25 protein-coding genes are annotated in these 23,071 nt (G+C 50.8%); 8 read left to right on the top strand and 17 right to left on the bottom strand.

Translation table 11 applies throughout. From position 1 onward, the window contains the following. Positions 1–15: 15 nt before the first annotated feature. From GGR41_RS11025 to GGR41_RS10990, 8 genes are all read left to right on the top strand, one after another. A complete protein-coding gene (locus GGR41_RS11025; protein WP_371020363.1) occupies positions 16–702 on the top strand; it encodes a flagellar basal body L-ring protein FlgH in 687 nt (228 codons plus the stop codon). A gap of 2 nt (positions 703–704) precedes the next feature. Further along, a complete protein-coding gene (locus tag GGR41_RS11020) occupies positions 705–1,847 on the top strand; it encodes a flagellar basal body P-ring protein FlgI (RefSeq protein ID WP_167661882.1) in 1,143 nt (380 codons plus the stop codon). Between the two features lie 15 nt (positions 1,848–1,862). Then, a complete protein-coding gene (gene flgJ / locus GGR41_RS11015) occupies positions 1,863–2,840 on the top strand; it encodes a flagellar assembly peptidoglycan hydrolase FlgJ (RefSeq protein ID WP_167661881.1) in 978 nt (325 codons plus the stop codon). 88 nt (positions 2,841–2,928) lie between these two features. Beyond that, positions 2,929–4,605 (top strand): flagellar hook-associated protein FlgK, encoded by a 1,677-nt coding sequence (gene flgK / locus GGR41_RS11010; protein WP_167661880.1) that lies wholly within the window; start codon positions 2,929–2,931, stop codon positions 4,603–4,605. Between the two features lie 25 nt (positions 4,606–4,630). Beyond that, positions 4,631–5,902 (top strand): flagellar hook-associated protein FlgL, encoded by a 1,272-nt coding sequence (flgL, locus tag GGR41_RS11005; RefSeq protein ID WP_167661879.1) that lies wholly within the window; start codon positions 4,631–4,633, stop codon positions 5,900–5,902. A 30-nt stretch (positions 5,903–5,932) separates the two neighbouring features. Continuing rightward, positions 5,933–7,381, top strand: a complete 1,449-nt coding sequence (locus tag GGR41_RS11000) for a methyl-accepting chemotaxis protein (protein ID WP_229711202.1) — start codon at positions 5,933–5,935, stop codon at positions 7,379–7,381. A gap of 6 nt (positions 7,382–7,387) precedes the next feature. Next, positions 7,388–7,741 (top strand): hypothetical protein, encoded by a 354-nt coding sequence (locus GGR41_RS10995; RefSeq protein ID WP_167661878.1) that lies wholly within the window; start codon positions 7,388–7,390, stop codon positions 7,739–7,741. A gap of 215 nt (positions 7,742–7,956) precedes the next feature. Then, entirely contained in the window at positions 7,957–9,633 is a 1,677-nt protein-coding gene (locus tag GGR41_RS10990) for a methyl-accepting chemotaxis protein (RefSeq protein ID WP_167661877.1), read from the top strand. Between the two features lie 73 nt (positions 9,634–9,706). Here GGR41_RS10990 and fliR read toward each other — a convergent pair whose 3' ends face one another. The 17 genes from fliR to GGR41_RS10905 all read right to left on the bottom strand — a co-directional run bounded on the left by fliR (position 9,707) and on the right by GGR41_RS10905 (position 23,070). After that, the gene (fliR, locus tag GGR41_RS10985; RefSeq protein ID WP_167661876.1) at positions 9,707–10,492 is read right to left on the bottom strand and encodes a flagellar biosynthetic protein FliR; all 786 of its coding nucleotides are present in this window, start codon (positions 10,490–10,492) and stop codon (positions 9,707–9,709) included. An 11-nt stretch (positions 10,493–10,503) separates the two neighbouring features. Then, on the bottom strand, positions 10,504–10,773 hold the full coding sequence (gene fliQ / locus GGR41_RS10980) for a flagellar biosynthesis protein FliQ (RefSeq protein ID WP_167661875.1): 270 nt from the start codon (positions 10,771–10,773) through the stop codon (positions 10,504–10,506). Positions 10,774–10,782: 9 nt separating this feature from the next. After that, positions 10,783–11,514 carry a flagellar type III secretion system pore protein FliP gene (gene fliP, locus GGR41_RS10975; RefSeq protein ID WP_209279811.1) on the bottom strand — a complete coding sequence of 244 codons (732 nt, stop codon included), beginning with the start codon at positions 11,512–11,514 and terminating at the stop codon, positions 10,783–10,785. A 13-nt stretch (positions 11,515–11,527) separates the two neighbouring features. Beyond that, a complete protein-coding gene (gene fliO, locus GGR41_RS10970) occupies positions 11,528–11,851 on the bottom strand; it encodes a flagellar biosynthetic protein FliO (RefSeq protein WP_167661873.1) in 324 nt (107 codons plus the stop codon). Next, complete coding sequence (gene fliN / locus GGR41_RS10965; protein WP_167661872.1) at positions 11,851–12,405, bottom strand: flagellar motor switch protein FliN; 555 nt, start codon at positions 12,403–12,405, stop codon at positions 11,851–11,853. The genes fliO and fliN overlap by 1 nt, the downstream gene beginning before the upstream one ends. Further along, positions 12,389–13,411, bottom strand: coding sequence for a flagellar motor switch protein FliM (gene fliM / locus GGR41_RS10960; protein ID WP_167661871.1), 1,023 nt, complete (start codon positions 13,409–13,411; stop codon positions 12,389–12,391). The genes fliN and fliM overlap by 17 nt, the downstream gene beginning before the upstream one ends. Then, positions 13,411–14,025: a flagellar basal body-associated FliL family protein gene (locus tag GGR41_RS10955; protein ID WP_167661870.1), complete on the bottom strand. Its 615-nt coding sequence runs from the start codon at positions 14,023–14,025 to the stop codon at positions 13,411–13,413. Before GGR41_RS10955 ends, fliM begins: the two co-directional genes overlap by 1 nt. 33 nt (positions 14,026–14,058) lie before the next feature. Then, positions 14,059–15,306: a flagellar hook-length control protein FliK gene (locus GGR41_RS10950; RefSeq protein WP_167661869.1), complete on the bottom strand. Its 1,248-nt coding sequence runs from the start codon at positions 15,304–15,306 to the stop codon at positions 14,059–14,061. Between the two features lie 15 nt (positions 15,307–15,321). Then, positions 15,322–15,768 carry a flagellar export protein FliJ gene (gene fliJ, locus GGR41_RS10945; protein ID WP_167661868.1) on the bottom strand — a complete coding sequence of 149 codons (447 nt, stop codon included), beginning with the start codon at positions 15,766–15,768 and terminating at the stop codon, positions 15,322–15,324. Then, a complete protein-coding gene (gene fliI / locus GGR41_RS10940; protein ID WP_167661867.1) occupies positions 15,761–17,206 on the bottom strand; it encodes a flagellar protein export ATPase FliI in 1,446 nt (481 codons plus the stop codon). Before fliI ends, fliJ begins: the two co-directional genes overlap by 8 nt. Further along, positions 17,203–17,958: a flagellar assembly protein FliH gene (locus GGR41_RS10935; RefSeq protein ID WP_167661866.1), complete on the bottom strand. Its 756-nt coding sequence runs from the start codon at positions 17,956–17,958 to the stop codon at positions 17,203–17,205. The genes fliI and GGR41_RS10935 overlap by 4 nt, the downstream gene beginning before the upstream one ends. Next, entirely contained in the window at positions 17,951–18,955 is a 1,005-nt protein-coding gene (gene fliG, locus GGR41_RS10930; RefSeq protein WP_077732896.1) for a flagellar motor switch protein FliG, read from the bottom strand. The genes GGR41_RS10935 and fliG overlap by 8 nt, the downstream gene beginning before the upstream one ends. Further along, positions 18,945–20,633 carry a flagellar basal-body MS-ring/collar protein FliF gene (gene fliF, locus GGR41_RS10925; protein WP_167661865.1) on the bottom strand — a complete coding sequence of 563 codons (1,689 nt, stop codon included), beginning with the start codon at positions 20,631–20,633 and terminating at the stop codon, positions 18,945–18,947. The genes fliG and fliF overlap by 11 nt, the downstream gene beginning before the upstream one ends. A 111-nt stretch (positions 20,634–20,744) precedes the next feature. Continuing rightward, positions 20,745–21,080, bottom strand: coding sequence for a flagellar hook-basal body complex protein FliE (fliE, locus tag GGR41_RS10920; RefSeq protein WP_077732898.1), 336 nt, complete (start codon positions 21,078–21,080; stop codon positions 20,745–20,747). Positions 21,081–21,207: 127 nt separating this feature from the next. Continuing rightward, positions 21,208–21,543, bottom strand: a complete 336-nt coding sequence (locus GGR41_RS10915; protein ID WP_167661864.1) for an EscU/YscU/HrcU family type III secretion system export apparatus switch protein — start codon at positions 21,541–21,543, stop codon at positions 21,208–21,210. Further along, positions 21,530–22,738: a flagellar hook-length control protein FliK gene (fliK, locus tag GGR41_RS10910; protein ID WP_167661863.1), complete on the bottom strand. Its 1,209-nt coding sequence runs from the start codon at positions 22,736–22,738 to the stop codon at positions 21,530–21,532. The genes GGR41_RS10915 and fliK overlap by 14 nt, the downstream gene beginning before the upstream one ends. Beyond that, complete coding sequence (locus GGR41_RS10905; protein WP_077732901.1) at positions 22,735–23,070, bottom strand: flagellar protein FliT; 336 nt, start codon at positions 23,068–23,070, stop codon at positions 22,735–22,737. Before GGR41_RS10905 ends, fliK begins: the two co-directional genes overlap by 4 nt. Between the last annotated feature and the right edge of the window lies 1 nt (position 23,071).

Genomic DNA, 23,071 nt, shown 5'->3' with positions numbered 1-23,071 from the left:
ACAAGGTAAATCATGATGGGGTCTACGTTTAGTCGGTTTAGTGTGGTGATGCTGGTGGCGTTAGTTAGCGCTTGTGCTATGGTGCCGCCCGAGCCGGTCGTAGTGGGGCCCCTAAGCGCCCCACCTCCTGCCCCTTTGCCACCCCAAGCTGTGGCAAATGGTGCTATTTATCAACCCACCGCTTACGGCAACTACCCACTGTTCGAGGACAGAAGACCGCGCAACGTAGGGGACATTGTCACGATTGTGATCCAAGAAAAAACCAACGCTGCCAAAAGCGTCTCTACCAACACCGATCGCAATAGCGAAGCGGGTATGAATATTGGCCTTTCTCCGAGTATCCTGCCCAGCGAGCTCGGCACTCGGCAGAATTTTGAAGCCACAGGCACCAATAGCGCTAAAGGTTCGGGCACCAGTCGCGCGGACAACATGTTCTCGGGTACCTTAACCACTACCGTGATTGGGGTTATGCCAAATGGCAATCTTCAAGTCGCAGGTGAAAAGCAAATTGCTATTAACCGGGGTAGCGAGTACATGCGTTTTTCAGGTGTGGTCGATCCCCGCTCTATTTCTGGCTCGGGTACCGTAGTTTCCACACAGGTTGCTGATGCACGTATCGAGTTTCGCAGTAAAGGTGTGATGGACGAGGTACAAACCATGGGTTGGTTACAGCGTTTCTTCTTAAATATCTCCCCCTTCTAGTTATGAAAAATAAAGCCGCCTCCTCACGCTTTTCTCTCTGTTTCGCATTCGCTAAAACCGCATTGGTGGCGCTATTGCTTTGGCAGCCCCTAACGAGTCACGCTGAGCGCATCAAAGATTTAGCGTCCATTCAAGGAGTGCGAGAAAATCAGCTCATTGGCTATGGCTTAGTGGTGGGTTTAGATGGCAGCGGTGATCAAGTGCGCCAAGCCCCATTTACGCAACAAAGCTTAACCAATATGCTGTCGCAACTAGGGGTGACCATTCCTCAGGGCAGCAATATGCAGCTTAAAAACGTAGCCGCTGTCATGGTCACAGCACGTTTACCCGCCTTTGCGCGTCCAGGCCAAGCCGTGGATGTGGTGGTGTCATCAATGGGTAATGCCAAAAGCCTGCGCGGTGGTACGTTATTGATGACGCCCTTAAAAGGTGCCAACGGTCAGGTCTACGCCATTGCGCAGGGGAACTTGTTGGTGGGTGGGGCAGGTGCTGAGGCCGGTGGCTCCAGTGTACAAGTCAATCAGCTAAACGGTGGCACCATCCCAAGTGGTGCCATTGTCGAGCAAAGTGTACCCACCACATTTATTTACGATGGGGCGCTCACGCTAGAGCTCAACAGCACTGATTTTGGCACGGCGCAAAACATGGTGGCAGCCATTAATCAACGGTTTGGCGCTAACACGGCTACCGCTTTAGACGGACGCGTTATTCGAGTTCAAGCCCCTCTCGAGCCCCAAGCCCAAGCCGCCTTTTTGTCGCAAATTGAACATTTGAATGTGCAAGTACCGCCGGCGCGAGCGCGGGTAGTGGTGAATGCGCGCACAGGCTCTGTGGTCATGAACCGTACCGTCACCATTGATGAGGCAGCGATTGCCTACGGCAACTTGTCGGTAGTGATTAGTTCACAGACCGGGGTGAGTCAGCCCGATACCCCTTTTGCGGGTGGGCAAACTGTGGTCACCGACCGTACAGATATTGAAATGCGTACCCAAGAAGGCAGCCTGCAACGTATTACGACCAGCGCTAATTTAGCAGATGTGGTGCGGGCGTTAAATGCCTTGGGTGCTACGCCGCAAGACTTATTGTCTATTTTACAAAATCTGAAAAGTGCCGGCGCATTACGCGCTGATTTGGAAATTATTTAAGCAAGGTATAGAGACGTGTCGGCTCAGTTTTTCCCTCGCCCTGGTTCTACCCCCCAAGTTTCTATTTTTGATACAGGGCAGTTAGCCTCGTTGCGTAAAGCGGTAACGGGATCACAGGTTGATAGCGATGCCCAAGAAAAAGTCGCGCATCAATTTGAAGCCCTAATGATTCAACAGCTATTAAAGCAAGCACGTCAAACGGCCAGCGGTAATGGGTTGTTTGATAGTGAAGCCGTGCGCATGTCGCAAACCATTGGCGATGAACAGTTAGCGTTAAATTTATCAAACCCTGGGTTTGGTTTTGCCCAAGCATTAATTGATCAAATGAAACAAGCCCAAGGTTTACAAAGCCAGGGGCTGCCTGCGCGCACCGTACCCGAAGCGGCTTCAACACGATTACCGCAGTTACGCTCCCATGTGGGCGAGGCAGGGCGCATTATTGATGCGCCGTCACTCACCGCATTAATTAAAAAGCTCAATGGCCCTAAATCGGTGGATGCGATTGCGTCGGCCATTCAAGGTGCGCCTAAACATATCAGCTCTTTTATAAACAAAATGCGTGATGCGGTGCAGGTTGCAGCAGCGGAATCGGGGCTGCCCGAAAAACTGATCATGAGCCAAGCCGCCCTCGAGTCGGGGTGGGGTAAACGCGAAATTCTCTTCGAGGACGGTTCTACCAGCCATAATTTATTTGGTATCAAGGCCACCTCCGGCTGGAAAGGCAAGGTGGCGCATGTCATGACCACCGAGTTTATTGATGGCAAGAAAGTCAAAGTCAAACAGCCTTTTCGCGCCTATGATTCCTATCAAGACTCCTTGGCTGATTACGCGCGCTTATTAAGCCAAAATGAACGCTATGCCTCGGTACGTGATGCAGGCTCAGCCGAAGAGGCCGCTAAACGGGTCCAAGCGTCTGGCTACGCGACGGATCCTAACTATGCCGATAAATTAATTTCTATCATGGCGTACTTTGACTCCAGCGCGGTGCGCTAAAGATTACGCCCAAACGGTCGTTAATAAAACAAATACGCTTTTGGGTGGGTGTAGCAGCACGCTGCTACTCAAATAAACGGATACTTTTATGAATTTATATGGCCTAGGTCTTTCAGCGCTTAATACAGCTCAAGTCAATCTCATGACCACTGGGCACAATATTAATAATGCCGCCGTAGAAGGCTACAACCGTCAAACGGTACTACAGCAAACAACCGGGGCACGAGCCACTGGGGCTGGCTATATAGGTCGTGGCGTCCAAGCGGTTACGGTACAGCGTGCTTACGACAGTTTTTTGCATAACCAAGTGGTAAAGTCACAAAGCCAAGGGGCGGCATTAGTCACCTATGGCAATGAAATTGCTCAGTTAAATAATTTGTTTTCTGACCGTACCGCAGGCGTTAGTCCAGCCATTCAAAAGTTTTTTGAAAGTGTTCAAGCCGTTGCCTCTGCACCGGCTGACCCGGCCGCACGTCAGGAAATGTTAGGGCGTTCCGACAGTCTTGTGACCCAGTTTAAAGAAGCCAATCGCTTTATTGATAACCAGCGTCATGACATCAACACCCAACTCACGACGGTTGTGGCGCAAATCAATAGTTATGTCAGTCGTATTCACGACATGAACGACCAAATTACCAAAGCGCGTGCTTCGGTAGGCGGGGCGCATGCACCTAACGATTTATTAGATCAGCGCGAACAACTCGTGGCCGAGCTCAATCAACTGGTTGATGTCAAAGTCTATGAACAAGACGGCAACTTTAATTTGGCCTTAGGTTCAGGGCAAATTTTATTAGGGGGGCCCACCCAGTTTCCGCTGACAGCCGTCCCCTCACAAGCCGACCCCACCCGTCATGTGGTGGCTTATACCTACGGTCACACCAATGGTCAGCCAAACTTAGCGGAAATTGATGATGGCAGTTTTTCTGGTGGGCAGCTTGCCGGTTTGATGAAATACCGCACAGATACCCTAGACCCAGCCCAAAATGCCTTGGGCCGTCTTGCGATCGCTATTTCAACTGAATTCAATGCCATTCACAACACCGGTTACGACCTAACAGGTGCTAAAGGCGGTGATTATTTTTCCGTAAAAATCGGGCAACCGATGGCTTCAGATAAAAACAAAAGCGCAGCCAGTCTACGCGTAGAGCTAGACTCCGCCAATGCATTGACGGGGCAAGACTACGAGTTTGTGATGGAAGACTCAGCTCTGAAATATCGCACATTGCCAAATGGGAAATTGACTGATTTACCCGCGGCAAATGATAAGGGTGAAATCATTATTGATGGTTTGAAAATTGACCAAAGCGCCATGGCAGGGGCTGTGGATGGCGATTTATGGCGTGTCACCCCAACGCGAAACTCAGCCGATAGTTTTGCTGTCGAGATCAAGCAGCCTGGCGATATCGCGGCAGCCGGCCAAGATGCCGACGGCAATCCATTGGGTTCAGCAGACGGCAGCATAGCGCTTAAATTAGCCGAATTGCAAAACAGTAAAACCATGGGCAAGGGCAGTTTAAGCTTTAACGATGCGTTTTCTCAGCTTGTAAACCGGGTAGCGGTAAATGGGCAGCAAAATGCCACGGCCGCCAAAGCACAAAAAAACTTAATTGAGCAAAACTTCTCAGCACAACAAGCCCTATCCGGTGTGAATCTCGACGAAGAATACCTAAAACTTAACCAGTATGCGGATCAGTACCGCGCGGCCTCACGTTTAATTGATGTGGGGACAAATTTGTTTGACACGCTTTTAAACTTGCGTGCATAGAGTGATTGAGTAAAGGAACCCTAGAATGCGTATTAGTACAGCCGCTTATTTTCAAACCGGTCTCAATTCCTTAAATCGCCAGCAAAGCGAGTTGATGCACGTTTTCCAACAAGTCAGCAGTGGAAAGCGCATGATTACCCCAGCGGATGACCCGCTGGCCGCCGCGCAAAGTCTCACTTTGGCCCAGGCCAAATCCATGAACAGTCGTTTTGCCGAAAACCGCCAAGTCGCTGTGCGCAATTTGGGCGAGGAGGAAAATGTACTGATGTCATTGATCCCACAGGTCAATGGCGCTAAAACGCGTTTGCTCGAGGCTGCCAATGGCACCTTGTCAAACGCAGACCGCGAGGCCTTAGCCACCGTATTCGAGGAAATGCGTGATTCCATTGCTAACCTGGCTAATGCCCAAGATGCTAGCGGTCAGTACATGTTCAGTGGTTCGCAGGGCACATTACAGCCCTTTAGTAAAAATACTGATGGTAGCTATAAATACGTAGGTGACCGCTCCGATCGTAATATTCAGGTGGATCAAACCCGCCAGTTACCAAGCAGTGACCATGGGGTGGATGTGTTTTTGCGCGCCACGCCAGGTAGTCTTGTGTTTTTCACGTCGGGCCACTTGGCTAACAGCGGCACCGGTGAAATAGGTGGTGTGTCTATCGCGGATTCCAGCAAAGCGACTCAAGTGCAAAGTATCGACATTGCTGTTACCGCTGGGGCTACGCCTGACAGCCCTAATCTCACCATTACGACCAAGGCCTTGGACGAGAACGGTGTGTTACAGGAAACAGAAAAAACCGTCGTGCACGAGGCGGGTACCACAAGACTGGATTTAGGCAATGGCTTGACAGTGGCGCTGAATGGCACACCTAAAGCAGGCGATAGCTTTTCGTTAACGAACTCCCAAAATCAGTACGGTAATGACGAGCTAAACCTGCTTAATACCCTAAATGATGTGGTCAATGCATTACGTTTAGATGTAGATGGCAACCCAGCCAACAAAGCCACCATGCAAAACGTATTAAATCGAGCCATGCAGCACACGGATTTAGCCTATGACAATATTCTAACCATACGTGCCTCGGTTGGTGCACGTATGAACGAGGTCGACGCATTGTCACATGTAGGCTCGATGCAAGCCTTGCATTTGTCGTCCGAGATTTCTCGTATCGAAGACTTAGACTATTATTCGGCATCAACCCAATTGGAAATGCGCACCTCTGCACTCGAGGCGGCGGCCATTGCGTTTAAAAAAATACAAAGCACAAACCTATTTGCATTGAATGCGCGCGGGTAATCTTCTTTTTTCTCTATTGGTGAACGATTCATGTTGAATAACCTCAAGCTAAGACATCTCTTTGCTCTATTAATGGTGTTGATCGTGGCAAGCGCTACGGCAATCGTTGCCGTGGCTATGACACAGATGCAAGCCGTAGTCGCTCAACTTCAAACGGCCTCCGTATCTAAAGGGGTTTTGGGTGCAGCACAGTCCAGCTACACCACCACCTTAGTTGTAGGTGGTATTGCGTTGGCAGTGCTAGTGGTGTTCAGTGTGGCCGCCTTTTTGCTAGTCAATGGGCGTATTCTTAAACCTTTGCATTTTTTAGCTACGCATTTTGAATCCATTGCTAAAGGCGACCTGACCCAACGCATTACACGCAAAAGCAATAATGAAATCGGGCAGGTATTTGGTAGCTTGCAGCATATGCAAGACAGCTTAATTAAAACCTTTAGCCATATCCGCGTAAGCGCAGCCCAACTGCATGCAGGTAATGAAGGCATCGCTGAGGGTAACTCCAGTCTTACTGCACGTATCGAAGAACAAGCCGCCGCCTTGCAACAAACCGCTACCAGTATGGAACAACTATCTAGCACCGTACGTCAAAATGCGGATAATGCGCACCAAGCTAACCAGTTGGCTGTGACGGCGTCCAATGTTGCCCAGCGCGGTGGGCAGGCCGTAGGGGAGGTCGTCAGCACCATGCAAGGCATTTCTGCTAGCTCCAGCAAAATTGCTGACATTGTGGGTGTGATTGACAGCATTGCCTTCCAAACCAATATTTTGGCATTAAACGCCGCTGTCGAGGCCGCTCGTGCAGGTGAACAAGGGCGTGGTTTTGCCGTGGTTGCTTCCGAGGTACGCGCTTTAGCCCAACGCAGTGCCCAAGCGGCACGTGAAATTACGGGGCTTATTGACGATTCCGTGGGTAAAGTGAACGAGGGCTCGGGTCAGGTCGAGCGCGCCGGAGCGACCATGCAGGAAATCGTTGACTCCGTAAAACGTGTGACGGACATCATGGGTGAAATCAGCGCCGCTACCATCGAGCAATCCAGCGGTATTGATCAAGTCAATTTAGCGATTAGCTCAATGGATAGCAGCACCACGTATAACGCCGAGCGTGTAGACGAAACAGCACGCTCTGCCATCGAAATGAGCAAGCAGTCTCAGGCACTGTACGAGGCATTAAATGCCTATCAATTACCTGAGTCGCAGATCATTGATATCGAGGCTCAAGTAAAAAGCCAGCGGGCTCAAACACAAAAGAAAGCGCCGCTGCCACACTCAACTCAATCTCTTACAGCCAAACGTGCTTTGCCCCCCAAGGCCATTAATAGTGCTAAACCCGCAGAGCTGTCTTCTGTAAAAAAGAGCCACGCTGACATTCCCGGTATGAACGCCAGTTCAGGCACAGGTAAAGACGCAAAACTATTACGTCCTGATCTCAGTGGGTCAAAGAAAACCGCTTCGGCTGAAGATGATTGGGTGGAGTTCTAGCCTATTATGGTCTCTCTGATGCGTGGTGGGTTACTGGCGTTAATCACTCTGTTAAGCGCGTGCACAAGCACGGGCAATTCCTTTGACTTAAACGCCATTCAAGCGCTGCAGATAGGGCAAACCACAAAGCAGCAGGCGGTCACCCTGCTGCAAGCCGAGCCCGTGAATTATTATCATCAATCAAATGGTGCGTACTTGGCTTTGTGGCGCTTTACAAAGACCGTTTTAACGGATGCGGTCTACATTGAACGCGAGTTGCTGCTAGAGTTCGACAGCCACCACACCTTGGTCGCCATTAAAAAGCAGCCGTCGGTGTATCACCCCGAGCCCACGCCAGTAGAGCCCAGGTTAGGGCGCTAATATGCATTTTTTAAACGTCTTTTTCAAGGCGTTTTTTTATGGCGTTAGGGATAGTGTCTATCGTAGCGTACGTAGAATTAAATAGAGAAAAAAGCAAATAAAACCATCCGGATAATTACTGAATTGAAGTCGCGGTAACAGTAGCAACACATTGTGGCGTTTATGTTAAATTCAGTAATAATATTAAATAAGTGTAAAAAAATACTGGGGAGCCTATGTTTAAAAAAGTCATTTCGATGTTAAATCGACTTCGAATTAGTACCCTATTAATGACCGTCATGGGCTTGTCCCTGCTTGTGGTTATCGTGTTAGGGGGCACGGCCTATCATTTTCTTAGCCAAAATGGCGAAATGGTGCACGACCTTCGGGTGCAGAGCCAACGTCAGGTTCAAATTATGGAACTTAACGCCGTCACTGCCGAGGCCCGCGCTACGCTCATGCTCGTGGCTCATCAAATGCGCGAGGCAGGCTACAGAGGCGATTCAGATCTACTCGGTTATGCCGACCAAGAGCTCGAAAAGGTTAAATACAGCATCGACCTAGCCGATTTTGAATACAAACGATTTAGCAGTATACCGGCTGCCACCCCCCAGGAAGCCGACTTATTGGAAAAGGTAAACACCCATTATGTGCGCTATATGGACGAGGTTTTATTCAGTTTGATTGACTCCCTCGAGGAGCGTAACTACACCCATTTCTATGAAATCAATGAAAATGTGGGTTACGTACGCGCCGAGGAATTCCAAGTCACTTTACGTGCCCTAAGCGCTTATATCCAAGAGCAAACCAACGCCTCGATTCAACTGGCCGAAGACCGCATTCAGTTGGCAATTTTAATCATCATCAGCAGCGTAATCCTAGGCATACTATTTACCTTGCTGATTCGTTATGTAATTCAACACAGCATTATTCGTCCCGTACGCGATTTAGGGGTACTGTTTGATCACATTGCCAATGGCGACCTCAGCCGCCAAGCGCGTTTCGATGGCGATAATGAAATTGGTTTTTTATATGCCTCTTCGCAACGCATGCAAAGCAGCCTACAAGCCATGGTATTACAGGTTCGCCAAAGCGCAATCCAAATCCATAACAGCGCGCTTGAGCTATTCAGCGGCAATACCGAGCTAAACTCTCGTATGGAACAATCAGCCAGTGCACTACAGCAAACGGCCAGCACCATGAGCGAGATTGCTATGACAGTGCGTCACAACACCGATAATGCGAATCAGGCCGACCAAGTCACTAAAAAAGCCGCTGATGTAGCAGAAAAAGGGGGCGTAGCCGTGCGCACCGTGGTAGACACCATGGAAGACATCAACAAAAGCTCCAGTCAAATCACTGATTTCGTCAACGTCATCGACAGTATTGCGTTTCAAACCAATATCTTGGCACTGAATGCTGCGGTCGAGGCCGCTCGTGCTGGCGAACAGGGTCGTGGCTTTGCCGTGGTGGCGTCCGAGGTGCGTGCTTTGGCGCAGCGCAGTGCGCAGGCAGCCCGCGAGGTCAAAGATTTAATTGATAGCTCTGCCCAGCAAATCAAAGCCGGGTCCGACCAAGCCGCCAATGCGGGGCAGGTTATTACTCAAGTCGTTCAAGCCATTAACTCGGCTTCCACCCTAATGACGGATATCAGTCGCGCCTCAGACGAGCAAAGCGATGGGGTGAGTCAAGTCAACATTGCTGTCACGCAAATGGATAGCGTGGTACAACAAAACTCGACGTTGGTGGCACAACTGACGGATTTGGCCGGTTCGCTCCAAGACCAAGCCCAGCACTTAACGGCTGCCGTGGCACAGTTTACGGTTAACGACACCGAAGACCACTCGCACTTTATCAACCACAGCACGGCTTCCGCACCGGTAGGGTCACAGTTAGCTTATCAAACCGATTAATTCCCCTTGCACCATGCCAAGACGCTTTATTTCGCAGCGTCTTGGCATGGGGGTAGCTAATCCGTTAGGGCAATTAGCGTGTGCTTAACGCCTGTATAAAACGCATCATGGTTTCATAGCCAGACTCAAATAGCTGCATTAAAAAGGGCGCAGTTTGTGGAATAACAATCATTAAAACCACTAGCCCTGTCATCAACGTAATGGGAAAACCCACCGCAAAAATAGTAATTTGCTGGGCAGTTCGGTTTAAAATTCCAAAGGCCAAATTCATGGTGAGCAAAATAATAATCAGGGGCAAAGCCAATAGCATTCCCGATAAAAACAGCTCGCCGCTCCATTCTAAAATGACGCCCCAGCCATTAATATCTAAGCTCCCTATTGCAATAGGTAATACTTCAAAGGTCCGCATAAAAGCATGCAGCATGACCAAGTGCCCATCTACGGCTAAAAAGCACAGCATGGCAACAATATTCAAAATGCGGGAAACGACTGCGGTTTGCGCACCCGTACCGGGATCAAAAAAGGAGGCAAATGACAAGCCCATTTGAAACCCAATGAACTCACCCGCCAAGATCACGACGGCAAATGCAATGCGCATAATAAAACCCAACGCAAAGCCTATTAAAACTTGTTGAGCGGCAAGCCATAACGCGGCCCATGATCCGGTGGGGATATCGGGCATGGGCAGGCCGGGAGCGATGACTAACGTAATTAAAATAGCGGCACCAATCTTGACGTGCAAGCTGATGCTGGACTCACTGAAAAGTGGGGCGGTCATAAACAACCCCATCACCCTAAAAAGTGGCCACAGAAATGCGTTGATCCAAAGATAGAGTTGATCGAGGGTGAAATTAACCATAGCCGACAGGCTTACATAGCTAGGCTAGGAATTTGGTTAAACAAGCTCTGCATGTAATCCACCATGGTGGTGATCATCCAAGGGCCAATTAAAATCACCACCACCACAATGCCTGCAATTTTAGGAATGAAGGTTAAGGTCATTTCATTAATTTGAGTGGCCGCTTGAAAAATACTCACCACTAAACCCAATACCAGGGCGGTTAATAAAAAGGGCCCAGCTAAGGTCAATGCCATCTTTAAAGCCAGGTGTGTCATGCTCATGACGGTTTCAGGGGTCATTGTCTATACCTATTGGTAAAAGCTGCGTGCTAACGAACCCAACAGCAAATGCCAGCCGTCAGCCAACACAAACAACATCAGCTTAAAAGGCAATGAAATGGTAATGGGCGGTACCATCATCATCCCTAAAGCCATTAAGGTGCTGGCCACAACTAAGTCAATAATTAAAAAGGGGATAAAAATGGTGAAACCAATTTGGAATGCGGTTTTAAGTTCGCTAGTAATAAAAGCTGGCATCAGCACGCGCAAGGGCAACTCATTGGGGCTTTGTAACTCTCCGATATTGGCCATCTCTGCAAAGAGCTGCAAATCGGTTTCGCGGGTTTGATGCAACATAAAGGTCTTAAATGGCTCGACCCCCACGGCCAAAGCCTCTTGAAAACTCATTTCATTGCGCACTAACGGCTGATACGCCAGCTCGTACACCTGATCAAACACCGGTGACATAGCAAAAAAGGTCAAAAACAAGGCAATCCCAATTAATACCGGATTAGGAGGCGAGTTGTTGGTACCCATGGCATTGCGCAACAAGCCCAATACAATAATGATGCGCGTAAAGCCCGTCATCATCATCAGCATGGATGGCAAAAAGGACATCATGGTCAGCATGACCAAGGTTTCTATGCTAAGAGACCAGGTTTGGCTGCCATCGGGATTGGGGTTGCTGTTAATTGAGGGGAGCTGAATGAACTGCTGGGCTTCGGTTGCAAATGGAGCTAAGAGCAACACGAGCGTAGTCAGGCCATAAAAAAGATTAAGACGCGTTATTTTCACTTGAAAACTGCTGTTGTTGAGCCGTTACCGCTTGATCCAAAGTGGTTTGGAATTCGTCCTGAACCGGCTGGGTATGTAACACGTTGACTTGGTGAGGACTGACACCGAGCACCAGTCTTTTTTGGTCAACTTCGATCACCACTACGCTGGTTTTATTGCCTAGTGGGTGCGAAGCGATAAACTTGATGACCTGAGAGTGAGCGCGCATAAAACCACTGCGGCGCGCGAGCCACGCCACAAGTAGGATTAACAGTACGACGACCACTAAGCTGAGCGATAGTCGTAAAAGATCGGCTTGAGTCATTAACGACGATTATTAAGACGATGAATACGGTCAGACGGGGTGACAATATCGGTAATACGGATCCCATATTTGTCTTCGACGACCACCACTTCGCCTTGGGCAATAAGGTAACCGTTAACAAACACGTCTAGCGGCTCACCTGCTAGGCCGTCTAACTCTACTACCGAACCTTGGCCTAATTGCAAAATGTTTTTTAAGGTAAGGCGAGTGCGACCGAGCTCAACGGAAAGTTGAACGGGGATATCCATAATCATATCGATATCGCTACGGCCAGCCTCGCTGGTGGGTTTATTCAGCGGTTGGAACACATGTGGGGCAGCGGCTTCGGCGGGCTCGGGCTTGGCGCTAGGGCTAGCACTGTCTTCGGTATCCATGGTTTGCTCTGCTAAGGCGCTGGCCCAGTCATCTGCACTGACACTGCCTAAGCCATCGGCTTGGGTGCCTGCATCAGCAGCCGACTGTTCGCCGGCTTGTTGCTCCGCCATGGCGGCGGCCCAATCGGCTTCGAAGTTATCGCTTTCTTGGTTTTCGTTCGCTTTATTTGGATCTGTCATGGCGTTTAGTCTTAAGAAAATCAGGTTCTGGTTGGGTCAAGAATTGTTGAATACGGACCGCGTATTTGTTGTTTAGGCTGCCGTAGGTGCCCTTTAATAAGGGAACACCATCGACATTGGCGGTAACATGCTCAGGGATAGCGATGGGCAAAACATCGTTGACTTTGAGTTTAAGTAAATCGCGTACAGACAGGTTGATCTTGGCAAAGTCCACACTGAGCTCGACCTCGGCACTGCGCACTTGACGAGTTAGTTGCTGAGTCCAACGTTGATCAATGGCATCGCCACTGGTGTCCTGAAGAGGGCGTGTGAGCAAATCACGTACGGGCTCGATCATGGAGTAAGGCAGACAAATATTTAAATTGCCGCCTTGGGCACCAAATTCGATATTAAATGAGGTCACCACCACTAAATCGTTACCCGAGCAAATGTTCGCAAACTTGGTGTGCATTTCTGAACGAATGTACTCGGACTCAATCTTATAGACCGGTTCCCAGGCGCTGCAATAGCTGTCTAAGGTTAAGTCTAATAAACGCAAAATAATGCGTAGTTCGGTGGTGGTGAAATCACGCCCTTCGATACGCGTATTGTAACGACCGTGCCCACCAAATAAGCTGTCAATAATCAAAAAGACCAGATTGGGGTCAAAGGTAAATAAGCCAATGCCACGCAACGGTTTGAACGTAACCATGTTTAAGTTGCTGGGTACTGGCAGGTTGCGCTCGAAATCGCTGTATTTTTGTATGCGAATGGACCCCACCGTGATGTCGGCATTACGGCGCATAAAGCTAAGCAGGGTGCTGCGCAAACGACGAGCAAATCGTTCGTTGATTAGCTCAAGCGTTTGCATCCGATGCCGAATAACACGATCGGGGGAAGCAAGATCATAGGCCCGTACCCCACCGGGCAAGTCAGAGGCCTGTGCACTTTGTTCCGACTCTTCGCCTGTAACCCCCGCTAGGAGCGCATCGACTTCGTCTTGAGATAGAAAGCTTTGATACGACATTATTGAATCACAAAGGCGGTAAATAGGACGTGAGTAATATCAGGACCTAACGATTTCGCATCGTAAGGTTGGCTTAGGGAGTGCTTTAATGAGGCCACCAATTGCTCGCGCCCCTCGGGGGTTTGAATGTACTGCGGATGTTGGGCCGACAAGATTTGTATGACTTGATCGCGCACCATTGGCATGTATTCGCCCATTAATGCACTGGATTTTTCATCTGCCACACGTAATGTAATGGCCACATGCAAAATACGAGAACGACTACCGCCCTCGGAAATGGTAACGGTAAAGGGCTCGAGCCGCACAAAAATTGGCTTTTCAGGAGGCAGGACAGGGGCAGGGGCTTTAGCCGGTTCGGGTGCAACGGTGTCCGTTGGTTCGTTAGCCACGGCTTCGCTTTGAGGCATAAAACTAAGTAACGATGCCCCGGCTGGCCAAGTGTAGTAAAGGGTAGCCCCCACACTTGCTGCAATAATAATGAGCACCAATAAAACAGCCCGCAACAGGCGTTTAAATTTTGAGGGTTTGCGCTTTCGACGCGCAGAACTGTCTGCTGTCGCAGCAGGCTGTTCAGGGGCTTGACGTTTACGGGCGTTAGAGGAGCTGGTGGCCATGAGTGTTAACTGCTTGTATTAAGTAACTAAATGTTATGCGAATGTGTCGATTATAGCATCGGGTGTACGACGCTGCGTTGCGTCGTGAGGCTCAGACAGCAAGGCAGAATCCGAATGGCCGGTACCGTTGCTAAGACTAAATGGTTGAGCCCCTGTCTGGTTTGCCGAGGAAGAGTCTTGGTGGGCTTGACCGCCAAAGCCGTGATCGCTGACATTGGCCTCGCCTAGACTGAGCCCCGATTGGGCGAGTTGCTGCTGTAACTGGGGCAGGGCGTGCTCGAGCGTTAAACGGGTTTGAGCATGCGCAGCAAAAATAGTGGCATTGGCGATGTTATCGGTGATGGACAACACAATGCGCATGGGCCCGAGTTCGGGCGGATCCAAACGAATTTCTGCATTTTGCGGGCCGGTGTGCTGGGCCTGTTGGGTTAATGTCACCATGACACGCCCGAGGTCTTGGCTCCATTGGCTGTGCGTTAACGGCGTAGCAATGTGAGCGCTGTAAGTGGGTGCCGCATTGAATGCGATCTGGCTTGCCGCACTTTTATGATTGCTATTGGCTAATTGCAAGTGAAACTCAGCCCCCGTCTGCAGACTAGGCGAGCGTGTGAGGTCTTGCGAGTTTAACGCGATAAAAGGTTCGGCCTCGGTAGATAAACGTCCAAAAAACGCCGTGCCTTTTAGGCTAGGTTTTTCTGAGTCTAAGCCCGTCGTTACGCCATGTTTTGCCTCGTTGTGTTGAGCTACTACACCGGCTTTATGGTTGAGCTTGGCCAACATAGCCGGAGACAAAGCATTAGAGGCACCATGAGCTGCACCAGCGCCAGTACGTAAATGAAAAGACTCTTGTGCAATAAATAAAGTGCTTTGAATAAAAGCTAAAGCATCGGGCGGGATGTCGGCAGCGAGCTCGTTCTCGTGACGACCCAACTGGTCCGAATCCAAAGCCAACCCTGCCGCTGTGGGCTTACGTAGCGCCGCCACATCAAGCCCTTGATCTTTAAGAAACGCCTTGAGGTCGCTACCCGTAGCAGACGTAGTGTGCCAGGCATGAAATAAAGCGTTTGGATTGAGCCCAGCAGCACGCAGTGCATCCATAACGGCGTGGGCATCAAAACCTAGGGCAGTCAGTTGTTGTTCAAGCGCTGCATCAATTTGCGCGGTCTCTTGACCTAATAGTTGGGCAAACGAAGAGGTAGACTGGGTTGTCTTGGCGTCCAGCAAGGTACTGGGGCCACTTTTGGCCGAGCCATCTAATCCTGACAACAAAATTGCGTTCATGCTTTATTAACCCATCTAATTAAATTGCCTGAGCCTATAGTGCATCGCAGCAGAAAGCTCATCGTTTTCTCGTTGTTCTACGCGCGCTCGATGCTCTGCCTGAGCTTGGTCGCGACGATCTTGTAGCGTTTGGTAGGCGTTTAAACGTTGCTTAGCGGCCAGCCATTGTTGCTGCTGCTGCGTAATTTTCGACTCGAGGTGTTCCAGTAGACTATTTTGCTGTGTAATGGCTTGATCTAAAGTGCCAATAAAGCGGTAAAAATTATGGTAGTTCGACATCGTGACGCCCGATTGACTGGCTTGCAGCAATCGATCGGAGTAATCCAAGCGATATTGGTGCAGCGTGCTAAGTTGGTGCGAGGCTTGCTGACGTTCACTATTCAAACGTTGTAGGTGATCCGTGTGCTGCTCGACTTCATTTTCTGCCAGTTGAATCAACGTATGCATAGAGGCATTAGGCATGGCCAGTCACTCCTAAAATAGCCTGTAATTCATCCAGCGCTTTCTCGAAACTTACTGGGTTATCGACGTCTTGACGTAAAAAGCTTTCTAACCACGGGTAGCGCTCTATGGCGTTATCAATCGTGGGGTCATTGCCGCGTTGGTAAGCGCCCACGGCAATCAAATCGCGGTTGCGCTGATAAATAGATAGAATCTGCTTAAATTGATGCACTAACTTAATGTGTTCAGCGCTGACCACAGCAGACATCACCCGTGAAATCGAGGCTTCCACATCAATGGCCGGATAATGACCACTGTCTGCTAAGCGCCGTGAGAGCACCACATGACCATCTAAAATGGCTCGTGCCGAGTCAGCAATGGGGTCTTGTTGGTCATCGCCTTCGGTAAGCACAGTATAAAAAGCCGTGATAGAGCCAGCGGCTGCACCATGATCTGACTGGGCGCCATTGCCAGCACGTTCAACCAACGCGGGCAATTTATTAAATACCGAGGGCGGATAGCCTTTGGTTGCGGGCGGTTCACCCACCGCCAAGGCAATTTCCCGTTGTGCCATGGCATAGCGGGTCAGGGAATCCATAATCAGCAACACATGCTGACCTTGATCACGGAAATACTCCGCGATACGGGTGGCATAGACCGCGCCTTGTAAACGCAACAAGGGCGAGACATCAGCCGGCGCTGCCACCACAACTGAACGTGCTAAACCTTGGGGCCCTAGGTTATGTTCAATGAACTCTTTGACCTCACGGCCTCGTTCCCCAATTAAGCCCACAACAATCACATCGGCTTCGGTATAGCGAGCCATCATACCGAGCAGTACGCTTTTCCCAACCCCGGAGCCGGCAAACAAGCCCATGCGTTGCCCCCGACCAATGGAAAGCAACCCATTAATGGCACGTACGCCAACATCCATGGTTTGAGTAATAGGAGTACGCGCTAAGGGGTTAATCAATTTGGCATTTAAGCTGGCTTTATCGCTGTGTTCTAGTGAACCGAGGCCATCTAGGGCTTGACCGGCGGCATCCACCACACGCCCCAGTAAATGCGCACCCACCGGCAATTGGTGAGCTAAAGCCGGAGCAGGAGGGGGCTCGATAGCGGCGTCTGGGTTCAAGCGCAAAGCACTTTCGGTAATGGGCTCGATAGGAAGCACCAGTGCACCCGGGCGTAGCCCCATGATTTCATGGTGCGGCATTAAATAAAGGGTTTCGGCCTCAAAGCCAACTACCTCGGCATGAGCCCAGTGATCCAATGCTTTAGACACTTGAATACGACACGCTGCACCTAAAGGTAGCTGTAAGCCCGTGGCCTCAAGCACTAAACCCGTGGCTTTGGTGATATGGCCACTGCGCGCAATAGGCTCGCTACTTTGAGCGCGTAACTGGGCGCTGGCCAGCTGCGCACGCCATTGATCGGCAGGACTGGGGCTGTGACTCATGATGCGCTAGGAGGGGTGTCAATAGGCCCTAAACGAGCGATGACACGACGCCAGCGGTTTTGCAGCGTCGCATTGACCTCGCCCAAGGCCGTTTTAATAATCAGTCCGCCAGCGCTAATGGTGTCATCCGCTTTGATGCGCCACTGCGGGTGATGTGCTAAATCCTCGGCTAAATGCGTCAGAATAATGGCATGGTCATCAGGGTGAACCCATACCGTCAAACTTTGGTCAGTGTGTTCCTCGTCTTTGAGCAGTTGGGTGACCAGGGTCGCAATGTGATCAGGATGCTGACGCAGTTCGTCTTGCAGCACCTGCTTTGCAATATCAACCGCCAATTGCAATAGCGCTTGGCCTACTTCCTCGTGGAGCTCTGCCAAGGCGGAGCCTGATCGTGTCACCAGTGTAGCCAACTGGGCGCATTCCGCCGCGGCTTGCTGACTGCCTGCTTGATAGCCTTCGCTATGCCCCTGTTGCACTGCCGCGGCATGACCAGCCTCGAAACCGTCTGCATGCCCTTGGATCTTGCCTTGTTGTAAACCTTGATCAAAGCCGGCCGCATAGCCTTCGGCATGACCCTGTTGGCGCGCTAGCTCTTTTAACTCGGCCACCTCGGCCAAGATGGCCTCCATATCGACCGTAGGTTCTGGCTCGGTAGGGGTTTGAGCAGGGCGGCGCTCGGCATCCAAGGATTCTATTTCCCAAGGACGCCAATCCAAGTCCGCATACGGCGAGGAGGAGCCAAATCTAGACATATTCGTCGCCCGCTGGGCCGCTTAGGTTGATTTGACCTTCTTCGGCTAAACGACGCGCCACTTCCACAATGGCTTTTTGTTCCTCTTCCACCTTGGACATACGAACGGGGCCTTGCGCAGCAATGTCTTCGCGCAGCATATCGGCAGCACGGTTTGACATATTGCGGAAAAACTTCTCGCGTAGCTCGTCGGTAGTGCCTTTAAGCGCAATAGTAAGCGCCGTGGTTTCCACCTCTTTGAGAATAAGCTGAATCGCTTGGTCTTCTACCTCTAGGAGATTATCAAACACAAACATCTCTTCGACAATGCGATCAGTCAGATCAGCATCCATGGTCTTGAGGTTGGTGATAATGGCCTCTTCGTGCGCCGAAGACATGTAGTTAATAATTTCGGCAGCGGTGCGAGGCCCACCCATTTTGCTGCGTTTAGCGCTTTGACCGGCCAACAATGAGTTCAAGACCTCGGTGAGCTCTTGAAGCGCATTGGGTTGAACCCCGCCAAAGGTGGCGATACGCAGCACCACATCATCGCGTAAGCGCTCGTTGAGCTCAATCAGCACATCGGCTGCGCGATCACGCTCTAAGTGCACCAAAATGGTGGCAATAATTTGGGGGTGCTCATCAGCGATGAGCTCAGCCACGCTGGTAGCGTCCAGCCAGTTCAATGCATCAATGCCCGAGCCCGTACCACGCTCGGCATCCAAAATATCCTCGATAATGCCGGCCGCCCGATCCGTACCGAGCGCTTTGTTCAACACCGAGCGAATGTACTCGTTGGAATCCAAGGTGACCGACATAAATTGATCGGCTTCTTGGCGGAAGTCCTCGAGGACTTGGTCCATGTCGTTGCGTGTTAACTGGGTTAGGCTAGCCATGGCTGAACCTAGCTCTTGTACCTCTTTGGGGTTCAGGTACTTAAAGACTTCAGCCGCTGCGTCTTCGCCAAGGGCCATCATCAAAATGGCACTGTCACGCAGTTTATCCTCGTTAGTTGTCATCGTTATCTTCTTTATTCATCCAAGCGCGTAATACCATCGCCACCGCGCGTGGGTCTTTTTCTGCCATCAATCGAGCGGTGCCCATGTTGTCTTCGTAGCGGTTGATTTCTGCCGCCCGTTCTTTGGCTACTTTTTGACGTTCAATATTTTCTTCTGCCTCTAGGCGCATCGTCTGTGCTTGGAGGCGTGCTTGAATTAACCCTTGAATAATGGGGTTAATCACAATGCGCCAGAAAGCAAAGAACAAGATGGCAATGACGAGGTACTTAAACAAGGTCATAGCAGCCTCGATGTAGGTGTTGTTTTTCCAGAAAGGCACACTGTGGTCTTCTGGCTCGCTAAAGCGACTGTTAACGACACTAATGCTGTCGCCCCGTTCGGCCGAATACCCAACGGCTTGCATCACCAGCGAACGGATGCTTTCCAGTTCATCGTCGGATAGGGCTTGGTATTCTTTATCTACGTAACGGTGATTAATTACCACCGCAATGGATAAGCGTTTTAGCTCGCCCACGGCCCCTTTGACATGACTAATGGTGCGATCCACCTCGTAGTTAGTAGTGATGTCGGTGCGCGCATTACCCGAGGGCGAAACCAGTTTGGCTTGGGCTTCGAGTTGCGATAAACGCGAATCCAGCTCGGTCGTAGCGGTAGCAGGGGCTTGAGTATCAGCTGCGGTATCGGGCGCTGTGGCGTTCTCATCCACAATGGGCGCCACCGGATTTAATGGAGGTTGATTGGTTAATGCCCCAGGTACCCCTTCGGGGTTGGTCGCGGTGTTGTTAAGCGCCACGCTGCTTTGTTCGCTGCGCACGGCGGCTTCGCCTGGTTTTTGATTGGGTCTATAGACCTCAGAAGTGTGCTCACGGGCTGAAAAATCAATATCAGCGCTGACTTGAGCACGCACATTGCCTGTGCCTAAGAGCGGGTTGAGCAACGTCATAATGCGTTGGACGGCGCGATGTTCAATGTCGGTAGTGAAATCACGTTGTGCACTGTTGGCACCTGCCTGACCGCTTGGTGCGGTTAATAAGCGGCCGTCTTGGTCTACTACCGATACATTATCGGCCGATAAAGAAGGTACGCTGGATGACACCAACCATTGAATGGCAGAGACTTGGCTTTCCGATAGGCTACGGCCCGAGTACAGCGTTAACAACACCGAGGCCGTCGGGGCTTGGCGATCACGCACAAAGAGGGTTTCCCGAGGAATGGCTAAGTGCACACGGGCGTCTTGCACCGCATGCACGGCACTAATGGAGCTAGCGAGCTCGCCCTCTAGGGCACGCTGGTAGGTAACCTGTTCAGTGAATTGACTGGCCCCAAAACGGGCTTGGTCCAGTAGCTCAAAACCCACATTGCCACCACGCGGCAAACCTTGGCTGGCTAACTGCATACGCACTTCGTGGACCCGTTCTTTAGGGATAAGAATGGCGCTGCCATTATCCGAAAACTGATAGGGCACATTCATTTGCCCTAATGCTGTCACAATAGCGCCACCGTCTTTATCATCTAAATTAGAAAACAGCACATTGTAATCCGGCGCGCGAGACCAAAGAGCAGCCACAAGCACTAAAGCCACCACACCCGCCGCACCGGCGATCTGGGCGGTGCGGGGTAGGTTGCGGAGAAAATCTAAGCCGGGGACTCGGTTAATGGTTGAGGAGGCCTGGCTCATTTAGGGTCTCGCAAATTCATGTTTTGATACCATGTTGACATGGATTGTAGTAAGACGTAAGAAATAATCAGATACACAATCAGGGAAAATAGCCCACCGTGTTGGGGGAAATTAGACCGGCATACTGGAGACGGTTTTGTAGGCCTCGACCAGACGATTACGCATTTGTAGAGTTGTTTGAAAAGCCAAGCTGGCTTTTTGCGAATCAATCATGACATCGTTTAGAGAGATGCCCGGCGCACCTGCCATAAAGGCTTCGGCTTGAGTATTGGCGTGATTTTGGGTAGCAGCCAGTTTATTTAGGCTACGTTGCAGCTCTACCGCAAAACTGGGGGGCGAGCCTACAGGTCCAGCGTTAACAGACCGAGTCTGATTGGCGGCCACGTCGGCCACACTGCGCAGCTGAGATAGCACAGAGTCGATGGCAGAAAGAGAAGATGGGGTCATATCGCTAACTCGTAGAAAATCGGTAACCTAGTTAAAGCACAGGTTTGCTCTACGACATAATGTACAGTCAGATGTGTCTACCTAAGCCGTTTATCAAACGTCAAAAACCAAGGCTTTTTACGCCTTATCATTTTTTAACAGTTGGGCTAGGGTCAAGAGAAGGGGGTGTCGAGCCAAGCAGGGGGTCAAGTTCAGCATCGCCAGACTCCAAAGCATAAAGCCATGCCAGCAATTCTGCAATCACTAGATAGAGTTCTGGGGGAATATGTTGATCTAGATCTAATTGCATCAATAAACCCACTAGCTCGCGGGATTCATGTACGTAAAGGCCGTGTTCGTGGGCTGTCGCAATAATCGCATCGGCAACATGGCCATAGCCTTTGGCGACCACGCGTGGGGCTTGATCTAATGATGGGTCGTAACGCAAAGCCACGGCGTGCTGAGGGGGCTTAGTCGTAGACATGAGAGTACTCGTCGGGGTCAGCGTACAACGGGTCTTGGCGTAGTACCTGAAGCTGTTGAATGGCGATGCCGCGTGTTTCCAGGCGCTCGACCAAGGTAGCGAGGTGGTGCTTTAAGGTATCGCTGGCCGTGGGGGCCTCAATCTGAATGCGCACAGTGTGATCATGAATATGCAAGCGAGCTTGCACCGTACCTAGTGTAGGCAGCTCTAATTTTAAACGACTTTGCCAGGGCGCCTCGTCCTCGTCGTGAAAGGTGTCAGGGTGTTGTTGGGCGTCGTCGTCGCGGCGGCGTTGTATTTCCAGATCTAAAGGCACCCCAGGCCATGCCTCGCCACGCCAGTTAAACATTTGGCTGGCTAAGACCTCGAGTTGTTGACGCACCAGTTGCTGGGTAGATGGGTCTATGCCCGATTGCAACAAGCTAGTCGCAGGCGTGTCTTTACCTGCCGCGTTAGCCAGTTGGGCTAATACCGTTGCGTTTTGAGAGCTAGCTTTGGCTTGCGTAGACGCCTGAGGTTGTTGGTGTAGCGCCTCAGGGCTGATTTGCCCTTTAACGAGTTGGGCCAACTTTGACTCGTAGAACAAGCCACTTTCCGTGACGCTTTGTTGCAACATGTGTGCAATGGCGTGCGTAAGCGCTTGGGGTGCAGTCGGCGTGGGGGCGGTAGCGGTCAAGAGTTGAGTTAAGGCGTTGCTGGCGGAGGGGGGCGTAGTAGCGGTAGGCGCTGTGGTGGTCGTAGTGCCAGCCGGCACAGGCATTCCAGTTGGGGCTGTTGGCAAGCTGCGTTGAGCTGCATTGGCCAAGGTTTGGGGCGTTAACAAAGGACGTTGGCCCTGTACAGGCTGATGTGCATACTGAGTTAACAGAGCTAAAATGGTGCGTGCCGTTTTACCCAATGTGGTGGGCGCAGAGGGGGTAAAGCGGTGATCCGTGTATTTTTGGAGTTGGTTTTCCAGACGCGAATCGGCACGGTTTTGTAAACGGGTGGTGTCTTGCTGTTGGGCCTTATCGACGCTTTCTCGTGTCGAGCGAGCCGTCGAGGTGTCACTTTGAATTAAGCGCTGAATCGACTGCGTATGACGCAAGGCATCTGGGTGCGCACCCGTACGATGCTGAGCGGTTTGACTAACACCCAGCGCCGAATCCAAGCGCTGCACGAGTAGATTGCCGAGGGTCGACGGGCCAATGCTCATGCGCTATAGGTGGGCGAGCAATAGGCATTGACTACTGATTGCTGGCGTTTCATATCACCCAAAATGTGCCCTAAGCGACGCAGCTCGGGCTCGGCTAGAAGACGAATTTCTGCATCGTCTTCGAGGATTTTGGTTAACAAATCGCGTCGCGCATGACGTTCTGCGTTGTTTAATTCATTGAGAGCCTTTAGCTGCTCGACGGCTTGCACGTATTCCTGGCTAAGAGCAATCACTTGCCCCCATTGCTGTCGACGCGCCTCGTCAAGCATACGATGGCTGAGATCAGCAATGACTTGGTATTGTTGCAGGGTGACAGAGGGAGAGCTGGGCATG

This window comes from Paenalcaligenes hominis (assembly GCF_011927625.1).
Lineage (GTDB): Bacteria > Pseudomonadota > Gammaproteobacteria > Burkholderiales > Burkholderiaceae_B > Paenalcaligenes > Paenalcaligenes hominis.
The sequence above is the reverse complement of the archived record's forward strand: the minus strand, read 5'-3'. Positions and strand labels throughout refer to the sequence as shown.